This is a genomic window from Kocuria salina (genome assembly GCF_013368965.1).
GTDB classification, from domain to species: Bacteria; Actinomycetota; Actinomycetes; order Actinomycetales; family Micrococcaceae; genus Kocuria; species Kocuria rosea.
The window spans coordinates 151,917-170,619 of record NZ_SSSF01000002.1 but is presented as its reverse complement, the minus strand read 5'-3'; the positions used below and the strand labels follow the sequence as shown (position 1 = coordinate 170,619).

The 18,703-nt window shown below is 74.9% G+C and carries 19 protein-coding genes; 4 read left to right on the top strand and 15 right to left on the bottom strand.

Annotation, left to right across the window (positions count from 1 at the left end):
- Positions 1-43: 43 nt before the first annotated feature.
- Genes E7Z53_RS04880 through E7Z53_RS04850 form a run of 7 tightly spaced genes read right to left on the bottom strand, consistent with a single transcriptional unit; the run spans position 44 to position 7,736 of the window.
- Positions 44-1,027, bottom strand: a complete 984-nt coding sequence (locus E7Z53_RS04880; RefSeq protein WP_035925516.1) for an ABC transporter permease — start codon at positions 1,025-1,027, stop codon at positions 44-46.
- Positions 1,017-1,790 carry an ABC transporter ATP-binding protein gene (locus E7Z53_RS04875; RefSeq protein WP_017833018.1) on the bottom strand — a complete coding sequence of 258 codons (774 nt, stop codon included), beginning with the start codon at positions 1,788-1,790 and terminating at the stop codon, positions 1,017-1,019. Before E7Z53_RS04875 ends, E7Z53_RS04880 begins: the two co-directional genes overlap by 11 nt.
- On the bottom strand, positions 1,787-2,923 hold the full coding sequence (locus tag E7Z53_RS04870) for an ABC transporter substrate-binding protein (RefSeq protein ID WP_017833017.1): 1,137 nt from the start codon (positions 2,921-2,923) through the stop codon (positions 1,787-1,789). Before E7Z53_RS04870 ends, E7Z53_RS04875 begins: the two co-directional genes overlap by 4 nt.
- 1 nt (position 2,924) lies before the next feature.
- Entirely contained in the window at positions 2,925-4,316 is a 1,392-nt protein-coding gene (locus tag E7Z53_RS04865) for a sulfate adenylyltransferase subunit 1 (protein ID WP_017833016.1), read from the bottom strand.
- A gap of 2 nt (positions 4,317-4,318) precedes the next feature.
- A complete protein-coding gene (cysD, locus tag E7Z53_RS04860) occupies positions 4,319-5,251 on the bottom strand; it encodes a sulfate adenylyltransferase subunit CysD (RefSeq protein WP_031282790.1) in 933 nt (310 codons plus the stop codon).
- Between the two features lie 26 nt (positions 5,252-5,277).
- Positions 5,278-6,045, bottom strand: a complete 768-nt coding sequence (locus E7Z53_RS04855) for a phosphoadenylyl-sulfate reductase (RefSeq protein ID WP_176337319.1) — start codon at positions 6,043-6,045, stop codon at positions 5,278-5,280.
- Positions 6,042-7,736 (bottom strand): nitrite/sulfite reductase, encoded by a 1,695-nt coding sequence (locus tag E7Z53_RS04850; protein ID WP_176337318.1) that lies wholly within the window; start codon positions 7,734-7,736, stop codon positions 6,042-6,044. The genes E7Z53_RS04855 and E7Z53_RS04850 overlap by 4 nt, the downstream gene beginning before the upstream one ends.
- 288 nt (positions 7,737-8,024) lie before the next feature.
- On the opposite strand from E7Z53_RS04850, the gene E7Z53_RS04845 reads away from it, so the two are divergent.
- Complete coding sequence (locus E7Z53_RS04845; RefSeq protein WP_133408924.1) at positions 8,025-9,494, top strand: NCS2 family permease; 1,470 nt, start codon at positions 8,025-8,027, stop codon at positions 9,492-9,494.
- Positions 9,491-9,880, top strand: a complete 390-nt coding sequence (locus E7Z53_RS04840; RefSeq protein WP_176337317.1) for a YchJ family protein — start codon at positions 9,491-9,493, stop codon at positions 9,878-9,880. The genes E7Z53_RS04845 and E7Z53_RS04840 overlap by 4 nt, the downstream gene beginning before the upstream one ends.
- A gap of 10 nt (positions 9,881-9,890) precedes the next feature.
- On the opposite strand, the gene E7Z53_RS04835 is transcribed toward E7Z53_RS04840, so the two are convergent.
- The 3 genes from E7Z53_RS04835 to E7Z53_RS04825 form a co-directional block, all read right to left on the bottom strand.
- Positions 9,891-10,256, bottom strand: coding sequence for a VOC family protein (locus E7Z53_RS04835; RefSeq protein ID WP_017833010.1), 366 nt, complete (start codon positions 10,254-10,256; stop codon positions 9,891-9,893).
- Between the two features lie 9 nt (positions 10,257-10,265).
- The gene (locus tag E7Z53_RS04830; RefSeq protein WP_017833009.1) at positions 10,266-11,150 is read right to left on the bottom strand and encodes an SDR family NAD(P)-dependent oxidoreductase; all 885 of its coding nucleotides are present in this window, start codon (positions 11,148-11,150) and stop codon (positions 10,266-10,268) included.
- Positions 11,151-11,261: 111 nt separating this feature from the next.
- A complete protein-coding gene (locus E7Z53_RS04825; protein ID WP_176337316.1) occupies positions 11,262-12,287 on the bottom strand; it encodes an AraC family transcriptional regulator in 1,026 nt (341 codons plus the stop codon).
- A 69-nt stretch (positions 12,288-12,356) separates the two neighbouring features.
- On the opposite strand from E7Z53_RS04825, the gene E7Z53_RS04820 reads away from it, so the two are divergent.
- Positions 12,357-13,904 carry a flavin-containing monooxygenase gene (locus E7Z53_RS04820; RefSeq protein WP_136341835.1) on the top strand — a complete coding sequence of 516 codons (1,548 nt, stop codon included), beginning with the start codon at positions 12,357-12,359 and terminating at the stop codon, positions 13,902-13,904.
- On the top strand, positions 13,901-14,836 hold the full coding sequence (locus E7Z53_RS04815) for an alpha/beta fold hydrolase (RefSeq protein WP_081994315.1): 936 nt from the start codon (positions 13,901-13,903) through the stop codon (positions 14,834-14,836). Before E7Z53_RS04820 ends, E7Z53_RS04815 begins: the two co-directional genes overlap by 4 nt.
- 183 nt (positions 14,837-15,019) lie before the next feature.
- On the opposite strand, the gene E7Z53_RS04810 is transcribed toward E7Z53_RS04815, so the two are convergent.
- The 5 genes from E7Z53_RS04810 to E7Z53_RS04790 form a co-directional block, all read right to left on the bottom strand.
- Positions 15,020-15,895 (bottom strand): helix-turn-helix domain-containing protein, encoded by an 876-nt coding sequence (locus tag E7Z53_RS04810; RefSeq protein ID WP_095649856.1) that lies wholly within the window; start codon positions 15,893-15,895, stop codon positions 15,020-15,022.
- A gap of 43 nt (positions 15,896-15,938) precedes the next feature.
- Complete coding sequence (locus tag E7Z53_RS04805) at positions 15,939-16,838, bottom strand: macrolide 2'-phosphotransferase (protein ID WP_176337315.1); 900 nt, start codon at positions 16,836-16,838, stop codon at positions 15,939-15,941.
- On the bottom strand, positions 16,828-17,727 hold the full coding sequence (locus E7Z53_RS04800; RefSeq protein WP_176337314.1) for a spermidine synthase: 900 nt from the start codon (positions 17,725-17,727) through the stop codon (positions 16,828-16,830). The genes E7Z53_RS04805 and E7Z53_RS04800 overlap by 11 nt, the downstream gene beginning before the upstream one ends.
- The gene (locus E7Z53_RS04795; protein ID WP_440941479.1) at positions 17,724-18,074 is read right to left on the bottom strand and encodes a GNAT family N-acetyltransferase; all 351 of its coding nucleotides are present in this window, start codon (positions 18,072-18,074) and stop codon (positions 17,724-17,726) included. The genes E7Z53_RS04800 and E7Z53_RS04795 overlap by 4 nt, the downstream gene beginning before the upstream one ends.
- 188 nt (positions 18,075-18,262) lie before the next feature.
- Positions 18,263-18,580, bottom strand: a complete 318-nt coding sequence (locus E7Z53_RS04790) for a thiamine-binding protein (RefSeq protein WP_017833001.1) — start codon at positions 18,578-18,580, stop codon at positions 18,263-18,265.
- Positions 18,581-18,703 lie beyond the last annotated feature (123 nt).

Genomic DNA, 18,703 nt, shown 5'->3' with positions numbered 1-18,703 from the left:
CAAGGGTAGTGAATCCGGCGCAGAATCTCCTGGGTGCGGAGACTCACGAGCGGTGGCCGAGCAGCCCTCGCCCGCGCAGCAGGCGCCGTTCCACGGGGTTGAAAAAGAGCAGCTCCACGAGGATGCCCACGACGAGGATGGACAGCACGGCGACCATCACCACCGCCATGTTGGAGACCGTCCGCCCCTGCTCCAGCAGGGAGCCGAGGCCGAACCCGATGGAGCCGCCGATCGCGATGAGCTCGGCGCCCATGAGCGAGCGCCAGGAGAAGGCCCACCCCTGCTTGAGCCCGGCGAGGTACCCGGGCAGGGCGGCGGGGAGCACGACCTTGCTGGCCATGGTCCACCCCCGGGCGCCGAGCACGTGCCCGGCGCGGCGCAGCTGCGGCGGGATCTGGTCCACGCCCGCGAGCATGCCGTTGATGATGGAGGGGATGGCGCCCATGAGCACCACGAAGTACACCGTGGCGTCGGACAGGCCGAACCAGATGATCGCGGCGGGCACCCAGGCGATCGAGGGCAGCACCTGCAGCCCGGAGATGATCGGGCCCACGGCGTTGCGCAGCCCACGCCACTGGGCGATGAGCAGCCCCAGCGGCGTGGCGACCGCCGCCGCCACCAGGAAGCCGCTGATCCCCCGCCACAGGCTCGTTCCCAGGGCGCCCAGCACGGTGCCGTCGCCGACCAGCGCGCCGAACTGCCGCGCGACGTCCAGCGGGCCGGGCACGACGTCGGGGCGGGTGCCCAGGAGCGCGACGAGCAGCTGCCACAGCAGCAGGCCGGCCACCAGGGCGACCAGGGGCGGGGCGACCTTGGTGCGCAGCACTTCGCCCAGCGAGGTCTTCCGGGTGCGCTCGGTTTGCAGCGCGTCGAGCCCGGCGAGCTCCTCACCGGTCCCGGCCGGGTCGCCGGCCCGGTCCGGGGCGGGTCCGGGGACGGCCCGTTCCGCGCCGCGGCGGGGTGCCGGGGGCGCGGGCGCCACCGGCGGCGCGGCCGGGACGCCGGGCAGGGCGGTGTCATTTCGCATGGCGGCTGATCTCCTCGCGCAGACGTGCGGTGATGGTGCGGGTCAGCTCGCCGAGGGTGTCGTCGAGCGACTGCGCGCTGCCCTCGAAGCCGTAGGACTCGGGGTCCTTCCACGGGCGGGTGTCCCACTCCTGGACCACCTGACCGGGGCGGGAGGACATCAGCAGCACCCGCTGGCCCAGCCGCACGGCCTCGGCGACGTTGTGCGTGATGAACACGATCGTCCGGCCGGTGGTGCGCCAGACGCGCAGCAGCTCCTCGTGCAGCAGGTCCCGGGTGATGGCGTCGAGCGCGGAGAACGGCTCGTCCATGAGCAGGACCTCCCGGTCCTGGGCCAGGGCCCGGGCCAGGGCCACCCGCTGGCGCATCCCCCCGGAGAGCTCGTGCGGGCGCTTGTCCGCCGCGTGCGGCAGCCGGACCAGCTCGAGCAGCTCCCCGGCCTGGTCCCGCCGCCGGGCGGTGGGGACCCCGCGCAGCTCGAGGGCCAGCTCGACGTTGCGCCGCGCCGTGAGCCAGGGGAACAGCGCGGCGTCCTGGAACATCAGGGCCGCGCCCTCCGCGGGGACCGTCACGGAGCCCTCCGTCGGCTCCTCGAGGCCCGCGACGATGTTCAGCAGGGTGGACTTCCCGCAGCCGGAGGCGCCGAGCAGCGCGACGAACTGCCCGCGCTCCACGTCGAGGTCCACGTCCTGCAGGACGGGGCCGTCCTCGGGGGCGAAGCTCTTGCCGAGGCCGCGGAGCCGGATCGCGGTGGTGGTGCTCATGCGCCCCCCTCCGAGCCGGCGCGGACCCGGTCCAGGACCGTGGTGTCCACGAGCCCCTCGAGCGGGGCCTCCTCCGTGGTCCCCGCCGCCACGCCGTCGGCGAGCAGCTGCGGGTAGGTGTCCGCGAGGGGGTCGGTGGTCCACTCGACGGCCTCGAGCGCACCCGCGACCGTCGCCTCGGGCAGCGTCTCGGTCTGCGCGCTCTCCAGGCCCTCGTTCAGGGTGGAGGCCAGCAGCTCGGGCTCCGCCTCGTGCTCGTGCAGCCAGTCCACGGACCGCTGCAGACCGCGCACGAGCTCCTCGACGGTCTCCGGGTGGCGTTCGAGGTAGTCCTTGCGCACCACCAGGACGGTCGTGGGATAGCGCCCGTCCGCCCAGAGGTCCCGCTCGTCCACGAGGACCCGGGCGCCGTCCTGGACGGCACGGGTGGCCCAGGGCTGGGGCAGCCAGGCGCCGTCCACGCGGCCCTGCCGCAGCATCGAGATGGTCTGGCCGTTGGCCATGGGCGTGATCGCCACGGCGCGGTCCCCCTCACCGTCGGCGTCGTACTCCTGCTCGGCGAGCCAGGTGCGCAGGGCCACGTCCTGGGTGCCGCCGAACTCGGGGCTCGCCACGGTGCGCCCGGCCAGGTCCTCCGGGCCCGTGACGGCGGGGCGCACCACGAACTGCGCGCCGCCGGAGGCGGCGCCCGCGACCACGGCCAGCGAGCGGCCCTGGGAGCGGACGAAGGAGTTGATCGCCGGGTTGGGGCCCACGAACGCGGCGTCGATCGACCCGGCGTTCATGGCCTCCACCGCTGTGGGGCCGCTGTTGAAGACCTGCGCGGACAGCGCGGTGTCCCCCAGCTCCTGGGCGAAGTAGTCGTTCTCCAGTCCGACGAGGGCGGGGCCGTGCGTGAGGTTGCCGAAGTAGCCCAGCCGCAGCTCGGCGGCGTCCGAGGTCTCGACCGCGTCCGCCTCCCAGGCCGCGAGCGTCCCGTTGTCGCGCAGCGCGGTGGCGGCGACCGTCAGGGCGGCCAGTAGCGCCAGCGCGGTCAGCACCAGCGGCCATCCCCGGCGGCGGCGGCCCGAGGCGGCGCGCCCTCCGTCACCGGCGGTCACCGTGACGAGGGCGGGCGGCTGCTGCCCGCCCACCTCAGGCGTCCCGCACGAGCCCGGCGGCGAGCGTGTTGCCCGTGGCCGGGTCCACGACCAGGAAGGCGCCGGTGCGCCGCAGCCGGTCGTAGGGGTCGACGGGCAGCGGGGAGGCCAGCCGCAGCCGGACCCGCCCGATGTCGTTGAGCTCGAGAGTGGTGGCGTCCCGCAGCACCAGCTCCTCGAGGTCCAGCCGCCCCTCGAGCTCGACGACCATGGCCTGGACCGTGGCGGCGCCGTGCTTGACGAGCACGCGGGCGCGGGGCTGCAGGGGCCGCTCGCCGAGCCAGGCCACGGAGGCCACGAGGTCCCGGACGGGCTCCGGCAGCTCGTCGTCGGCGCTCGCGACGAGGTCGCCGCGGGCGATGTCGATGTCGTCGGCCAGCCGCAGCGTCACGGACAGCGGCGCCGCGGCCTCCGTGAGCTGCTCGCCGGGCAGGGGCGCTCCGGGGGCGGGTGCGGTGCCCGCCACGTCGATGCCGGTGACCGTGGTGCGCCGGCCCGCGGGCAGGACCACGACCTCGTCCCCGACCGCCACGGTGCCCGAGGCGATCTGGCCCGCGTAGCCGCGGTAGTCCCGCAGCCGCTCGGCGTCCGCGCCCGGGGCCGTGCCGCCCTGGGGGCGGATGACGTACTGGACGGGGAAGCGGAAGGGGCGGGCGGTGCCTCGGCCGGACTCGTCCACCGTGGGCAGCTCCTCGAGCACCCGCAGCAGCGGCCGCCCGGAGTACCAGGGGGTCCGTGCGGAGGGCTCCACCACGTTGTCGCCCTCGAGGGCGGAGACGGGCACCACGTGCACGTCCTCGACACCCAGCCGGGCGGCGATGCCCGTGGCGTCCGCCGCGACCCGGTCGAAGACCTCCTGATCGTAGTCGACGAGGTCGATCTTGTTCACGGCGACCACCACGTGCGGCACGCGCAGCAGGGACACGACGGCCAGGTGCCGCCGGGTCTGCTCGACCACGCCGTGCCGGGCGTCCACGAGGAGCACGACGGCGTCGGCCGTCGAGGCGCCCGTGACGGTGTTCTTCGTGTACTGCACGTGGCCGGGGCAGTCCGCGAGGATGAAGGAGCGGCGGTCCGTGGCGAAGTAGCGGTAGGCCACGTCGATCGTGATCCCCTGCTCCCGCTCGGCGCGCAGGCCGTCGGTGAGCAGGGCGAGGTCGAGCCGGCCCGTGCCGCCGCCGAAGCCGCGCTCGGCGGAGGTCCGGCCCACGGCCTCGAGCTGGTCGGCGAGGATCGCCTTGGCGTCGTGCAGCAGCCGGCCCACCAGGGTGGACTTGCCGTCGTCGACGGAGCCGGCGGTCGCGAAGCGGAACAGCGAGCCGGGATCGATCGTGGGGACGTGCTCGGCCGCGGGGGCGTGCCCGGTCACGGTGCTGGGGGAAGTCATGTCTAGAAGTACCCGTCCTTCTTGCGGTCCTCCATGGCGGCCTCGGAGATCCTGTCGTCCGCGCGGGTGGCCCCGCGCTCGGTGAGCGTGGACACGGCGACCTCGGCCACCACGTCGGCCACGGTGCGCGCCCCGGAGAGCACGGCGCCGGTGCAGGACATGTCCCCCACGGTGCGGTAGCGCACGGTCTGCCGCTCCACGGCCTCGGCCCCGGCCGGCGCCGAGAACTCGCCCACGGCCATCCACATCCCGTCCCGGCGGAAGACGTCCCGCTCGTGGGCGTAGTAGATGGGCGGCAGCTCGATGTTCTCGCGCTCGATGTAGCGCCAGATGTCCAGCTCGGTCCAGTTGCTGATCGGGAACGCCCGCACGTGCTGGCCGGGGGTGTGCCGGCCGTTGTAGAGGTTCCACAGCTCGGGGCGCTGGTTGCGCGGGTCCCACTGGCCGAACTCGTCGCGCAGTGACAGGATCCGCTCCTTCGCGCGGGCCTTGTCCTCGTCGCGGCGGCCGCCGCCGAACACGGCGTCGAACCGGTGCTCCGCGATGGCGTCCAGCAGCGGGAGGGTTTGCAGCGGGTTGCGGGTGCCGTCGGCGCGCTCGAGCAGCCGGCCGTCGTCGAGGTAGTCCTGCACGCTCGCCACGACCAGCCGCAGGCCGAGCCGCTCCACGGTGCGGTCCCGGAACTCCAGCACCTCCGGGAAGTTGTGGCCCGTGTCCACGTGCAGCACGGGGAAGGGGATCCGGCCGGGCCAGAAGGCCTTGGCGGCCAGGTGCAGCATGACCACCGAGTCCTTGCCGCCGGAGAACAGCATGGCCGGGCGGTCGAACTCCGCCACGACCTCGCGCAGGATGTGGATGGACTCGGCCTCGAGCGCGTCGAGGCTGCTGTGCACGCCGGCCTCCGCGGGGGCCGGGGCGGTGGTGGGGGTGGTCACGTTCGCCTCCGTCGTGGTGGGTGCGCTCACAGGTGGATACCGCACTCGATCTTGTCCTGGCCGGCCCAGCGGCCCGCGCGCGGGTCCTCGCCCGGGGCGGTGGGCCGCGTGCAGGGGGCGCAGCCGATGGAGAGGTAGCCCTCCGCCATCAGCGGGTTCGTCGGCACGCCGTGGTCCTGCGACCACTCGACGAGGTCGTCGAGGCTCCAGCGCACCATGGGGTTGACCTTGACGAGCTTGTGGGTCTCGTCGAAGGTCACCATCGGGGCGTTGGTGCGGGTCCAGGACTCGTCCCGGCGCACGCCGGTGAACCACACCTCGTAGCCCTCCAGGGACTTCTTGAGCGGGGCCACCTTGCGGATCGCGCAGCACAGGCCGGGGTCGCGGGCGAAGAGGTCCTTGCCGTGCTTCTCGTCCTGCTCGGCCACGGTCAGCTCCGGGAGGGCGTCGACCACGGTGATGTCGAGCATGTGCGCCACGGCGTCCCGGGTGCCGATGGTCTCCGGGAAGTGGTAGCCGGTCTCGAGGAACAGCACTTCCACGCCGGGCAGCTGCTCGGCGACGAGGGCCGGGAGCACGGCGTCGGCCATCGAGCAGGCCACGGTGACGCTGCGCAGGTCGAAGTTCTCCGCGACCCAGCGGATGGCCTCCTCCGTGGAGGCCTCCCCCTCGGCCGGGACCCGGCCCTCGGCGTCGAGCTCCGCGTGCAGGGCCGCGGCGCCGGCCGCCGCGAGGTCGCGCAGCTGCTGCTCGTCCCGCAGCGCGGGGCGGGTGCCCGTGTCCGTGCCGGTCATGCCAGTTCACTCTCCTCGACCCGGTGGGTCCACTCGGCAAAGCTCTCGTCCTCGGTGCGCTGGGCCAGGAAGCGCCGGACCAGCCGCTCCACGTAGTCGGCGAGGTCGTCCTGGAACACCTTCAGCCCGCGCACGGTCCGGCCCAGGCCGGCTTCCGCACGGTCGTCCGCGGCGAGCCCGCCGCCCAGGTGGACCTGGTAGCCGGGCTTCTGCCCGCCGTCCTCGGTGGGCAGCAGCTGGCCCTTGAGCCCGATGTCCGCGGTCTGGATGCGGGCGCACGAGTTGGGGCAGCCGTTGACGTGCATCGAGATGGGGTGGGGCAGCTCCACGCCGTCGAGCCGCCGCTCGAGCTCGTCGATGGTGTCCGAGGCGGTCTGCTTGGTCTCGACGATCGCGAGCTTGCAGTACTCGATGCCGGTGCACGCCACGGTCGAGCGGCGGAACGCGGAGGGCCGCGCCTGCAGGTCCAGGGCGTCGAGGTCGGCGACGGCGTTCTCGACGTCGGCCTCCTCGATGTCGAGCAGCACGAGCTTCTGGTGCGGGGTGGTGCGCAGCCGGTCGGAGCCGTACTTCGCCATCACGTCGGCGAGGGCCAGCAGCTTCGCCCCGGAGACGCGGCCCACGCGCGGGGCCACGCCGATGTAGAACCGGCCGTCCTTCTGCCGGTGCACGCCGATGTGGTCGCCGGGGACGGCCGCCTTCTCCGGCGCGGGGCCGTCCGCGAGCGCGTAGCCGAGGTACTCGTCCTGGAGCACCTGCCGGAACTTCTCCGGGCCCCAGTCCTGGACCAGGAACTTCAGCCGGGCGCGGTTGCGCAGCCGCCGGTAGCCGTAGTCGCGGAAGATGCTCGTGACGCCCTTCCACACCTCGGGGGCCTGCTCCTCGGTCACGAACGCGCCGAGGCGCTTGCCGAGGAACGGCACCACGGACAGGGCGCCGCCGACCCACAGGTCGTAGCCGGGGCCGAGCTCGGGGTGGACCACGCCCACGAGGGCGCAGTCGTTGATCTCGTGCACCACGTCCAGGGACGGGTGGCCGGTGATCGCGGTCTTGTACTTGCGCGGCAGGTTGGAGAACTCCGGGGAGCCGATCCAGGTGGACTTGATCCGCTCGATCACCGGGGTGGGGTCGATGATCTCGTCCTCGGCGATCCCGGCGAGCGGGGAGCCCAGGATCACGCGTGGCACGTCCCCGCAGGCCTCGACGGTGTCCAGTCCCGCGTCCTCGAGCCGGCGCCAGATCTGCGGGACGTCCTCCACCCGGATCCAGTGGTACTGGATGTTCTGCCGGTCCGTGATGTCGGCCGAGTCCCGCGCGAAGTCCGCGGAGATCTGCCCGAGCACCCGCAGCTGCTCGCGGGTCAGGGCCCCGCCGTCGAGCCGGACGCGCATCATGAAGTACTCGTCCTCGATCTCGGCGTCGGACAGCGAGCCCGTCCGCCCGCCGTCGATGCCCGGCCGGCGCTGGGTGTAGAGGCCCCACCAGCGGAAGCGCCCGTGCAGGTCCTGGGGGTCGATCGAGGCGAAGCCGTGCTTCGAGTAGACCTCCTCGATCCGGGTGCGCACGTTGAGCCCGTCGTCGGCCTGCTTGAAGACCTCGTTGGGGTTCAGGGGGTCCCGGCCGTCGACCTTCCACTGCCCCTCGGCCTTCGGCTTCCGGGCAGCGCGGGGCGCGCGCGTCGTCTGTGTCATGCGCTCGATTGTTCGCGCGTCCCGCTGGACAGTCACGCCGGTCGTCACAAACCGCCACGAACCGTCGTGACGGGACACAGGGGTGGACACGGGGCCCGGCGTGTGCAAGGACACCGGGCCCGCAGCCCGGCGTCGTCCCGGCGGCGTCCCGTCCCGGCGGGGACGGGCCCCGGCGCGCCCGGACGCGGGGAGGTAGTGTCGTCCCGGTGGCACGCCGGTGCCGCCGTCAGCCCGGGAGCGTCCCCTGTGGAGTCGTGCTCCCTCCCGTCGAGTGCCTGAAGGACCGCCATGGCATCCTCCGCTTCCGTCTCCACCGAGACCCCCTCCGGTCCGCCGCGCAACGGCCTGGACCGCTTCTTCAAGATCAGCGAGCGCGGCTCCTCGGTGGCGAGCGAGGTCCGCGGCGGCGTGGCGACGTTCATCGCGATGAGCTACATCGTGGTCCTCAACCCGCTGATCCTCGGCTACGGCCCGGACGGCGCCGGCAACGTCCTGGGCGGTGAGCGGGTCGCGGCCGTGACGGCGCTCGTCGCCGGGGTGCTGACGATCCTCATGGGCGTCGTGGCCCGCGCGCCCTTCGCGATCGCCACGGGCCTGGGCGTCAACGCGTTCCTCGCCGTGACGATCGTGACTACCCCGGAGCTCACGTGGCCCCAGGTGATGGGGCTGGTCGTGTGGGCGGGCCTGATCATGTTCGTCCTGGTGCTCACCGGCTTCCGCACCGCTGTGTTCAACGCCGTGCCGGCGTCCCTGAAGACCGCCATCGTGGTGGGGATCGGCCTGTTCATCGCCCTGATCGGCTTCGTGAACGCCGGCTTCGTGCGCCGCATCCCGGACGCCGCCGGCACCACCGTGCCCGTGCAGCTCGGCGACGGCGGGACGCTGCTGGGCTGGCCCATGCTCACGTTCGTGGTCGGCCTGCTCCTGACCGTGGCCCTCATCGTCCGCAACGTCCGCGGCGCGATCCTGATCGCCGTGGTCGCCACCACGATCCTCGCCCACGTGCTCGAGGCGGTCGTCCCGTCCGGCTCCTCCGTGGACGCCCCCACCGGGTGGTCGCTGGTCGTGCCCGCGGCCCCCACCTCCTTCGTGGCGCTGCCGGACCTCTCCCTCGTGGGCTCGGCCGCCCCGCTCGAGGCGTTCCGGAGCCTCGGGGCGCTCGCCGCGGCGCTGCTGATCTTCACGATCCTGCTCTCCATCTTCTTCGACGCGATGGGCACGATGGTCGGGCTCTCCCAGCAGGCCGGGCTCGTGGGCCGCAACGGGCAGATCCAGAACGTGGACAAGATCCTGCTGGTGGACGCCGCCGGCGCGATCGCCGGCGGCGCGGGCTCCGTGTCCTCCAACCAGATCTTCGTGGAGTCCTCCACCGGCATCGCCGACGGCGCCCGCACCGGCCTGGCCAACGTGGTCACCGGCGTGCTGTTCCTGCTCGCCATGTTCATCACCCCGCTGGTCAACGTGGTGCCGTTCGAGGCCGTGGCCCCGGCCATGGTCGTGGTGGGCTTCCTCATGGCCAAGCAGGTCGTGCGCATCGAGTGGGACGACTGGGGCCTGTCCGTGCCGTCCTTCCTGACGTTCGCCGTCATGCCGTTCACCTACTCGATCGCGGACGGCATCGGCGCGGGCTTCGTCTCCTACGTCTTCATCCGCCTCGTGCAGGGCCGCGGCAAGGAGGTCCACCCGCTCATGTACGTGGTGGCGGCGGCCTTCGTGGTGTTCTTCGGCAAGGGCGTGGTCGAGGGCTGGATGGCGTGATCGACGACGACGCCCGCTGCCCCTGCGGCACCGGGGAGATTTACGGCGCGTGCTGCGGGCGCTTCCACGGCGGCCGCCCGGCGCCCACGGCCGAGCTGCTGATGCGCTCGCGGTTCAGCGCCTTCGCCGCCGGGGACGATGCCTATCTGCTGGCCACGTGGCACCCGGGCACGCGCCCGGCGTCCGTGGACCTGGACCCCGCGCTGCGCTGGACCCGGCTCGACGTCCACGGGGTGACGGGCGGCGGCCCCTTCGACGACGAGGGGTGGGTGGACTTCACCGCGCACCGGCGCGGCCCGGACGGGGCGCGGGGGGCCCAGCGGGAGAACTCCCGGTTCCGGCGCGAGGACGGCCGGTGGTACTACGTGGACGGCGTGCTCGCCTGAGCCCGCCGGCTCAGTCCTCCTCGAGGTCGGAGAGCACGCAGAACTCGTTGCCCTCCGGGTCGGCCAGCACCACCCAGGTCACCTCGGGCCCCTGGCCCACGTCCACGCGGCGGGCGCCGATGGACTCCAGGCGGGCGACCTCGGAGTCCCGGTCGGTGTCCACGGCGCGCAGGTCGAGGTGCAGCCGGTTCTTGACGGTCCGGGGCTCGGGGACGACCACGAAGTCGAGGTGCGGGCCGCTGCCCTCCGCGGGCACGATGCCCACGAACCCCTCGGCCTCCGCGTGGACGACGTAGCCCAGGGCGGCGCACCAGAAGCGGGCGAGGGTCTCGGGATCGCGGCAGTCGACGACGACGGCGGACAGGGTGCTGGTCATGCGCTCAGCCTAGGCCCGGCGCCGCCGCCCGGGAAGACGCCGCAGGACCCGGGGCGCATGCTTCAGGACCCGGGGCGCGTGCCGCAGGACCGGCCAGTAGGAGCCCGGGAGGACTCGCGCCACGAGGTCCGGCAGCACGGCGCTGGGCGCCACGAGCAGCCGGTTCCGGCGCCGCTCCACCGCCCCCAGGATGTCGGCGGCCGCACGCTCCGCCGGATAGCTGAGCAGCGCCGCGAAGTCCTCCCGGTCCTTCCGCGCCCGCTCCTCCGACACCCCGGCCGGGGTGCGGGCGGTCTCGGCGATCCTGGTCCGGACCCCGCCCGGGTGCACCACGGTGACCCCCACCCGGCCCGCCAGCTCGTGGCGCAGGCCCTCGGAGAACCCGCGCAGGGCGTACTTGCTCGCGGAGTACGCCACCTGCCCGGGCGGGGCGATGAGGCCGAACAGGCTGGAGAGGTTGACCAGGTGGCTGCCGGGGGCGGCGAGCAGGGCGGGCAGCAGCTCGCGGGTGAGCACCACCGGCGCCCGGAAGTTGATGTCCATGAGCCAGTCGAACTCCTCGGCGGAGACCTGCTCGAAGGTCCCGCCCAGGCCCACCCCCGCGTTGTTGACCAGCAGGTCGATCCGCGGGTGCTCGGCCCGGATCCGCTCGGCCACGCCCGGCAGCGCGGACAGCTCGGCGAGGTCGGCCACGACCGTGCGCACCGGCAGGTCCGGGTGCCCCGCGCGGATCGCCCCGGCGACGGTCTCGAGTCCCGCGGCGTCCCGGTCGAGGAGCACCAGGTGGGTGCCGCGGGCGGCGAGGCCGTGGGCCAGCTGCTCGCCGATGCCGGAGGCGGCGCCGGTGAGCACCGCGGTGGCGCCGGCGAAGCGGAAGGGTGCGGACGGGGACACGGGCTGCTCCTGGGGTCGGGGTCGTGGATCGGGGCCTGCTGTCCAGTGTGCGGGCGGGCACCGGTCACCGCTTGACCCACCGCGACAGGAAGTTGACGCGCGGCGACACCGTCAGCCGACCGGGACGCCCCGGCGGCGGACGTCCCGCGGCGGGGCACCCCACCAGCGGCGGGCGCACCGGGTGAGCGCCGAGGACTCCGAGAGCCCCACGAGCCCGGCGATCTGGCCGAGGGGGACGTCGGTGGTGGTGAGCCAGCGCAGGGCCGCGCTGCGCCGGGTCTCGTCCAGGACGGCGCCGAAGGTGGTGCCCTCCTCGGCGAGCCGGCGCTGCAGGGTGCGGGGGTGCAGGTCCAGCACCCGGGCCACGGCCTCGATCTCCGGGGACGCGGTGCCGAGCAGCTGCACCAGCACGCCCCGGACCCGGGGCGCCCACGCGGAGCCGGGCCCGGGGAGCTGGGTGTCGAGGAAGGCGAGCGCCACCTGCCGGACCCCGGCGTCCCCGTGCAGCGGGCGGGCGAGCGTGCTGGTGGGGATCCGCAGGAGGACGTCGGGGCGGCCGGTGCGCACGGGTGCCCCGAAGAACTCCTCGTAGACCCGCAGCGGCGCCGCCGGCCGGTGGGCCAGCTCGACCGTGCGCAGCCCGTAGCGGCCCCCCACCAGGGAGCTCAGGGCCCGGTGCAGCAGGCCCAGGCCCAGGTCGGTGCCCTGCGGGCTGCCGCGCCCGGGGTCCCGGGCGGTCGCGGCGGAGCCGCCGTAGCGCACCGCCGTCACCCCGCGGGCCCCGTAGGGGTCCGGCACCAGCGCCAGCTCGAGGGACGGGGCGTGGACGAAAAGGTAGCGGGAGGTGCACTCGAGGGCGTCGCGCACCGTCTCCGAGTGGCGGGCGGCGAGCGCGAGCGGGCCGAGCACGCCCGGGTCCTGCCGGGCGGCGACCCGCAGCCCCAGGTCGGGGCAGTCCAGCTCCCGGGCGGCGGTCTCCAGCACCCGCGCGACGGCCCGCTCGGGGACCAGGAGGTCGTCGGTGTCCAGGGCCGACCGGGGCAGGCCGGCGGCGTCGGCCAGGGCCTCGGCGATCCCGCCGAGCTCCGCGACCGCGGCGCGGAAGCCGCGCAGACCTGCGGACCGGATGACCGTCATGTCGCCCAGGGTCAAGCAATCGTCGCGCAGCGTCAAGTCCTGGCGGGCGCGCCGGGCGATCCTGGAAGCATGCGAGCACCTTCCACCGCCAGCGAGCCGCCCCGCGAGATCCCCGGCGGCACCGACCACCGGGACGTCGTCGTCGTCGGAGCCGGCCTGTCCGGCATCGGCGCGGCCTACCGCCTGCAGACCGAGCGCCCCGAGCTGTCCTACGCCGTGCTGGAGGCCCGGGACGACCTCGGCGGGACCTGGGACCTGTTCCGCTACCCGGGCGTGCGCTCCGACTCGGACATGTTCACGCTCGGCTACTCCTTCAAGCCGTGGCGGGACCCGCAGGCGCTCGCGGACGGCCCGTCGATCCTCGCGTACATCCACGAGACGGCGGAGCAGTTCGGCATCGACCGGCACCTCCGCCTCCGCACCCGGGTGGTCTCGGCCGACTGGTCCGGCGCCGAGCAGCGCTGGAGCCTGGGCCTCGAGGTGCGGGACGAGGACGGTGCCGTCCACCGGCGCAGCATGACGTGCTCGTTCCTGTACTCGTGCGCCGGCTACTACGACTACGACCGCGGCCACGACGCCGCGCTGCCCGGCCTGGAGGACTTCGGCGGCCGGGTGGTGCACCCGCAGTTCTGGCCCGAGGACCTGGACTGGACGGGCCGGCGCGTGCTGGTGGTCGGCAGCGGCGCCACCGCCGTGACCCTCGTGCCGGCCATGGCGCGGACCGCCGCGGGCGTGACCATGCTGCAGCGCTCCCCCACGTGGATCAGCGCCGTGCCCGGCCGGGACCGGCGGGCCGACGCGCTGCGCCGGCTCCTGCCCGCGGGGCTCGCCCACCGGGTCATCCGCGCCAAGAACATCCTGTTCAGCATGGCCGTGTACCAGTTCTGCCGCCGCCGCCCGGCCGCGGCCCGGGCGTTCTTCACATCCCGGGCCGCGCGCATCCTCGGCTCCGAGGAGCTCGTGGCCGAGCACTTCACCCCGTCCTACGATCCCTGGGACCAGCGGTTGTGCGCCGTTCCGGACGCGGACCTGTTCAAGGCGCTGAAGCGGGGGCGGGCCGAGGTGGTCACCGGCACGATCGACACGTTCGTGCCCGAAGGGGTCCGGCTGAGCGGGGGCCGGGTCCTCGAGGCCGACCTCGTGGTCACCGCCACGGGTCTGCGGCTGCTCCCCTTCGGCGGGATCGTCCTGACCGTGGACGGGACGCCGGTGGAGCTCGCCGAGCAGTTCGTGTGGAACGGGGCGATGCTGACCGGCGTGCCGAACTTCGCGCTGTGCATCGGCTACACCAACGCGTCCTGGACCCTGCGCGCGGACCTCACCCACCGGCTGGTGTGCAGGGTGCTGCGGCACCTGGAGCGCCACGACGCCGGGGCCGTGGTGCCGCGCGCCCCCCGGGGCATGGCCGAGCAGCCGCTGCTGGACCTCAGCTCCGGCTACGTCCGGCGCGCGATCGGCGCCTTCCCGCGCCAGGGCGACCGGCACCCGTGGCGGGTGCGGCAGAACTACCTGCTGGACTCCGCGACCACCCTGCGCACCCCGCTGTCCCGCACCCTCGACCTGATCCCCCGCACCGCGGCCCGCCGCGGCGCCCGCCCGCAGGAGACCCACGCATGACCGACCGACACGCGCCCGTCCCCGCCGCAGACTCCCCCGCCGGCACCCCGGAGGCCACGACGACGACGGTGGAGGTCGCCGGCCGGCCCGTGCGCATCCGCCGCTCCGGGCCCGCGCAGGCGCCGCCGGTCGTGCTGCTGCACGGCATCGGCCGGAGCCTTGAGGACTGGTCGGCCGCCCACGACCTGCTGGCGCGGGACCACTGCGTGCTGAGCATGGACCTCCCCGGCTTCGGGCTCACCCCCGCCGGCGCGGACCGGCCGGGGCTCGGGACGTTCGCCCGCGCCGTGGTCGGCGTGCTCGACGCGCTCGGCGAGCAGCGGCCGGTGCACCTCATGGGCAACTCCCTGGGCGGCGCCGTGGCCATGACCGTGGCCGCCGAGCATCCCGGGCGGGTCGCGGGGCTGCTGCTCGCCAACAGCGCCGGGTTCGGCCGGGAGGCCAACGTCTCCCCCCTGCCCATGGTGTGGGCGGGGCTGTCCCGGCTGCCCGTGGTGGGCCGCCGGTTCCGGCCGCTGGCGCGGGCCGCCGCGGTGCGGTCGAACCAGAACTGCTTCTTCGACCCGGCCCTGGCCACCCCGGAGCTGCTGCGGCACGCGGCGCGGGTGGGCGCCCAGCCGGACTTCCGGGCCACGTTCCTGGGCACCTACCGGAGCATCGGGCTGCCGGTGATCGGCGTCCTGCCCGGCTGGCGGAGGGCCCTGCTGGAGAAGGTGCGGGCAACGGGCCTGCCCGTGCTCGTGGTGTGGGGCGAGGCCGACGCCGTGCTGCCGGCCCACCACGCCGAGGCCGCGGCCGCCGCCCTGCCCGGCGCCCGGCTGCACGTCTTCCCGGACACCGGGCACATGCCGCAGATCGAGCGCACCCAGGAGCTGGTGGAGCTGGCCCGGGAGTTCGTGGCGTCGGTCGAGGCCTCGCGCGCCTCCCGCTGATCCCCGAGCCCACCGGAACGCCGCCGCGGGGTCGCCTCCGCGCCCAGCACACGCGGCGGGTCGCGTTCCGACGTTCAGCACACGCGGCGGGTCGCGTTCCGACGTTCAGCGCGGCATGTTCTCGCCGATGGCGACCCCTCGGGCAACAGGGGCGCGACGACGTGCACGTGCCGCAGCCGCGGATCAGCGCTCGGGGACGGCGGCGTGCCGGTCGGCCGCCCAGGATCCGAGCAGCCGGAGCCGCTCGGCCGAGGGCGAGCCCGGTTCGGCGGTGTAGATCATGAGGACCTGCCCGGGCTCGGCGGTGACGGCCAGCTCCTCGTAGGCCAGCGTCAGCTCCCCCACCACCGGGTGGCGGAAGCGCTTGGTGCCGGTGCCGTGGGTGCGCACGTCGTGGGCGGCCCACAGGGTGCGGAAGGTCTCGCTGCGGGTGGACAGCTCCCCGACCAGGTCCTGCATCGCCCGGTCGTGCGGGTCGCGGCCGGCCTCGGCGCGCATGATCGCCACGCACATGCTCGCGAACACCTCCCAGTCCGGGTAGAACTCCCGGGAGGCCGGATCCAGGAACTGGAACCGGGCCAGGTTGGGGGTGCGTCCGCCGTCCCCGAGCAGCGGGGCGTAGAAGGCGCGCCCCAGGGCGTTGGTGGCCAGCAGGTCCTGGTGCTGGTTCCGCACGAACGCCACCCCGCCGGTGATCGCCTCCAGCGCCCACTGCAGCCCCGGCCGGGAGCTCGCCTGCCGCGACGCCCGGCGGCGCGGGCGCCGTGCGGCGGACACGCCGTCGGCCGCCCGCGCCAGGTCGAGCAGGTGCGCCCGCTCGGTCTCGTCCAGGCGCAGGGCGGCGGCGACCGCCTCCAGCACCGAGGCCGAGGCCCCGGCGACCGCCCCGCGCTCGAGCTTGGCGTAGTACTCCACGCTCACCCCGGCCAGGGCCGCCACCTCGGAGCGGCGCAGCCCCGGCACCCGGCGGTTGCCCCCGGCCGGCAGACCGGCCTGGGCCGGGGTGAGCTTGGCCCGGCGCGAGACGAGGAAGTCGCGGACCTCGGTGCGGTTGTCCATCCCGCCAGGATAGGGCGCGGCCGGACGGTGGAGCGTGGGGACCTCAGGGACGCAGCTGCGCGGCGGCGGCCTCGCGGTGGCCCGGTTCCCCGGACGCCAGGGCGAAGAGGGCGTAGTTGAGGGGTCCTGCGGCCACGAGGGCCTCGCAGCGGTCGGCGAGGCGGGGTTCGTGGCGGCCGGTGAGCTCCTCGTAGGCGCGGACGGTCGCCGCGAAGGACTCGGGCGGGGCGATGAGGTGCTGGTACATGAGGTCCAGGGCCGGGTCGCCGACGCCGGCCGTCGTCCAGTCCAGGACGGACAGGATGCGGCTGCTGTCGTCGAGCAGCAGGTGGGCGGGATAGAGCTCGCCGTGCGTGAGGACGGTGCGGCGCGGCCACAGCCCGTCGTCGTCGAGCCAGGCCCGCCACCGGGCCGCGAGCTCCGCGGCGACGTCGAACTCCGCGAGCACCCGCTCGAGGTCGGCCGCCCACCGCCGGCGCACCTGCTCGGGGGTCTCGGCGGAAACACCCGCCGCCGCGGCGGCGGCGGGGTCGAGGCGGTGGAGGGACGCGACGACCTCCGCCAGGGACCGGGCGTGCTCCGGGGAGGCGGTGTCGTAGTGCCAGACCGGCTGCCCCGCGGCGTCGAGGGTGAGACCGGGCCGGCCGGGCAGCAGCGGATAGGCGACGAGCTCCGGGCCCGCGATCCGCCAGTCGGGCACCGCGACCGGGAGCCGCGGGCGCACGAAGTCCAGGATCCGCAGCTCGTCGGCCACCTTCGCCGCGACGTCGGGGCGGCGCGGGATCCGCAGCACCCACTGCTCGCCGGTCCCGGAGGCGGCGGCGAACGCCACCCGGTAGTCCAGACCCGCCTCCTCGAACCGGACGGTCCCCTGTTCCAGGTCCAGGCCGTGCCGCCGGGCGAGGCCGCGCACGTCCTGCTCGGTCGCGGACTCAGGCGCCATCGCGCGCCCCCTCGGCGACCGGGTCGTGGCGCGGCGGGGTGCCGCCCACGAAGGAGCGCACCCACGCCTCGTCCTTGTACTGGGCGGGCACCGCGCCGCCGAGCAGCTCCCGGCCGAGCGCGGCCGCCCCGGGCGAGCCCTCCAGCGGCAGCGGGGCGGAGGAGGCGGCCAGCACGATGTTGCCGTAGCGGCGGCCCTTGAGCATCGCCGGGTCCGCCACGGCGGCGACGTGCTCGAACACCTCGGACAGCGCGGCGAGCTCGGCGCGCGCCCCGGCGAGGTCCCGGGTGTCGCCGCAGTTGAGCACGTACAGCCCGCCGGGGGCCAGGACGCGCCGCACGTGCCGGGCGAACTCCACCGTGGTGATGGGCTCGGGGGTCACGGCCCCGGCGAAGACGTCGCGGACCACGACGTCCCGGGTGGCCGGGCTCAGCGACTCCGTGACGGCGCGGGCCTCCCCCACCCGGATCCGCAGCAGGGGGGCGCGCGGGAGGTCGAACCACTCCCGGACCAGCTCGGCGAGCCGCCCGTCGAGCTCGACGACGACCTGCCGCGCGGCCGGGTGCGCGTGGGCGAGGTAGCGGGCGAGCGAGCAGGCGCCGCCGCCGAGGTGCAGCACCCGCAGCCGCTCCGGATCCGGGTGGGCGGCGAGGTGGGCGTCCACGACCGCGGCGATCCAGCGCATGTACTCGAAGTCCAGCCGCTCGGGGTGCTCCGGGTCCACGTGGGAGGAGGGGACGCCGTTGACGTGCAGCACCCAGGAGCCGGGGGCGTAGGCGTCCGGGACGAGCTCGGCGGTGCCGGTCGAGATCTCGTAGCTCCCGGCCGCGGGGCCGGTGGGCCCGGCGGGCGCCGGCGCCGTGCGCGAGCGGCGGGACGCGCGGCTCACGCGGTCCCCGTCCGCAGCATGCGGTGCATGCGCTGCCCGGTCCAGGGCCCGCCGGCGGGGAAGGACTCGGCCAGGGCCCGGAAGCCGTGCCTGGCGTAGAAGCGCTCCGCGCGGGCGTTGCCGTCCATGATCCACAGGTACGCGTCCGCGGAGCCGATCGCGGCCTCCTGCAGGGCAGCGCCGAGGCCCGTGCCGTGGGCGGCCCGCAGCACGTAGAGCTGGAACAGCTGCAGCGGGACGAGCGGGGCGGGCACCCCGGCCCGCCCCTCCCACGCGGCGGGGGCCAGGCCGGCGGAGACCAGCCCCAGGGCGGCCCCGTCGTCGTCGACCGCGAGGAGGGTGCGCACGTGCGGGTCCGCGAGGAGGGCGAGGTCGTAGCCGGCGGTGCGCTCGGCCGCGGCCTGCTGCCGGTCGGCGAAGGCGTCCCCGAAGAGCGGACGGTAGGTCTCGTCGAGGCAGCGCAGGTGCAGGGCGGACCAGGCCCCGGCGTCGGACGGTCCTGCGGTCCGCAGGCGGACCGCCGCGGGGGCAGCGCTCAGGACTCTATGGCCTGCCGCTGGATCGCGGCCTCGAGGCGCTCGACCTTGCCCTGCAGCTCACCGGTGTGGCCGGGGCGGATGTCGGCCTTGAGCACGAGCGAGACCCGGGGCCCGTAGCGGCCCACGGCCTCGGTGGCGCGCTTGACGACGTCCATGACCTCGTCCCACTCGCCCTCGATCGTGGTGAACATGGCGTCGGTCTCGTGCGGCAGTCCGGACTCGCGGACCACGCGGACGGCGGCGGCGACGGCGTCGTGGACGGAACCGCTCGGGTTCTCGCCGCCGGACGGGGAGACGGAGAAGGCAACCAGCATGCCCCCATCCTCCCACCCGGCGGCGTCCGGGTGAACCCCGGGGACGACGCCGGCCCCGCCGCCACGCGAACGGCGTGGCGGCGGGGCCGGCGGATCAGTCCGCGGGGCCGACCCGGCGGATCA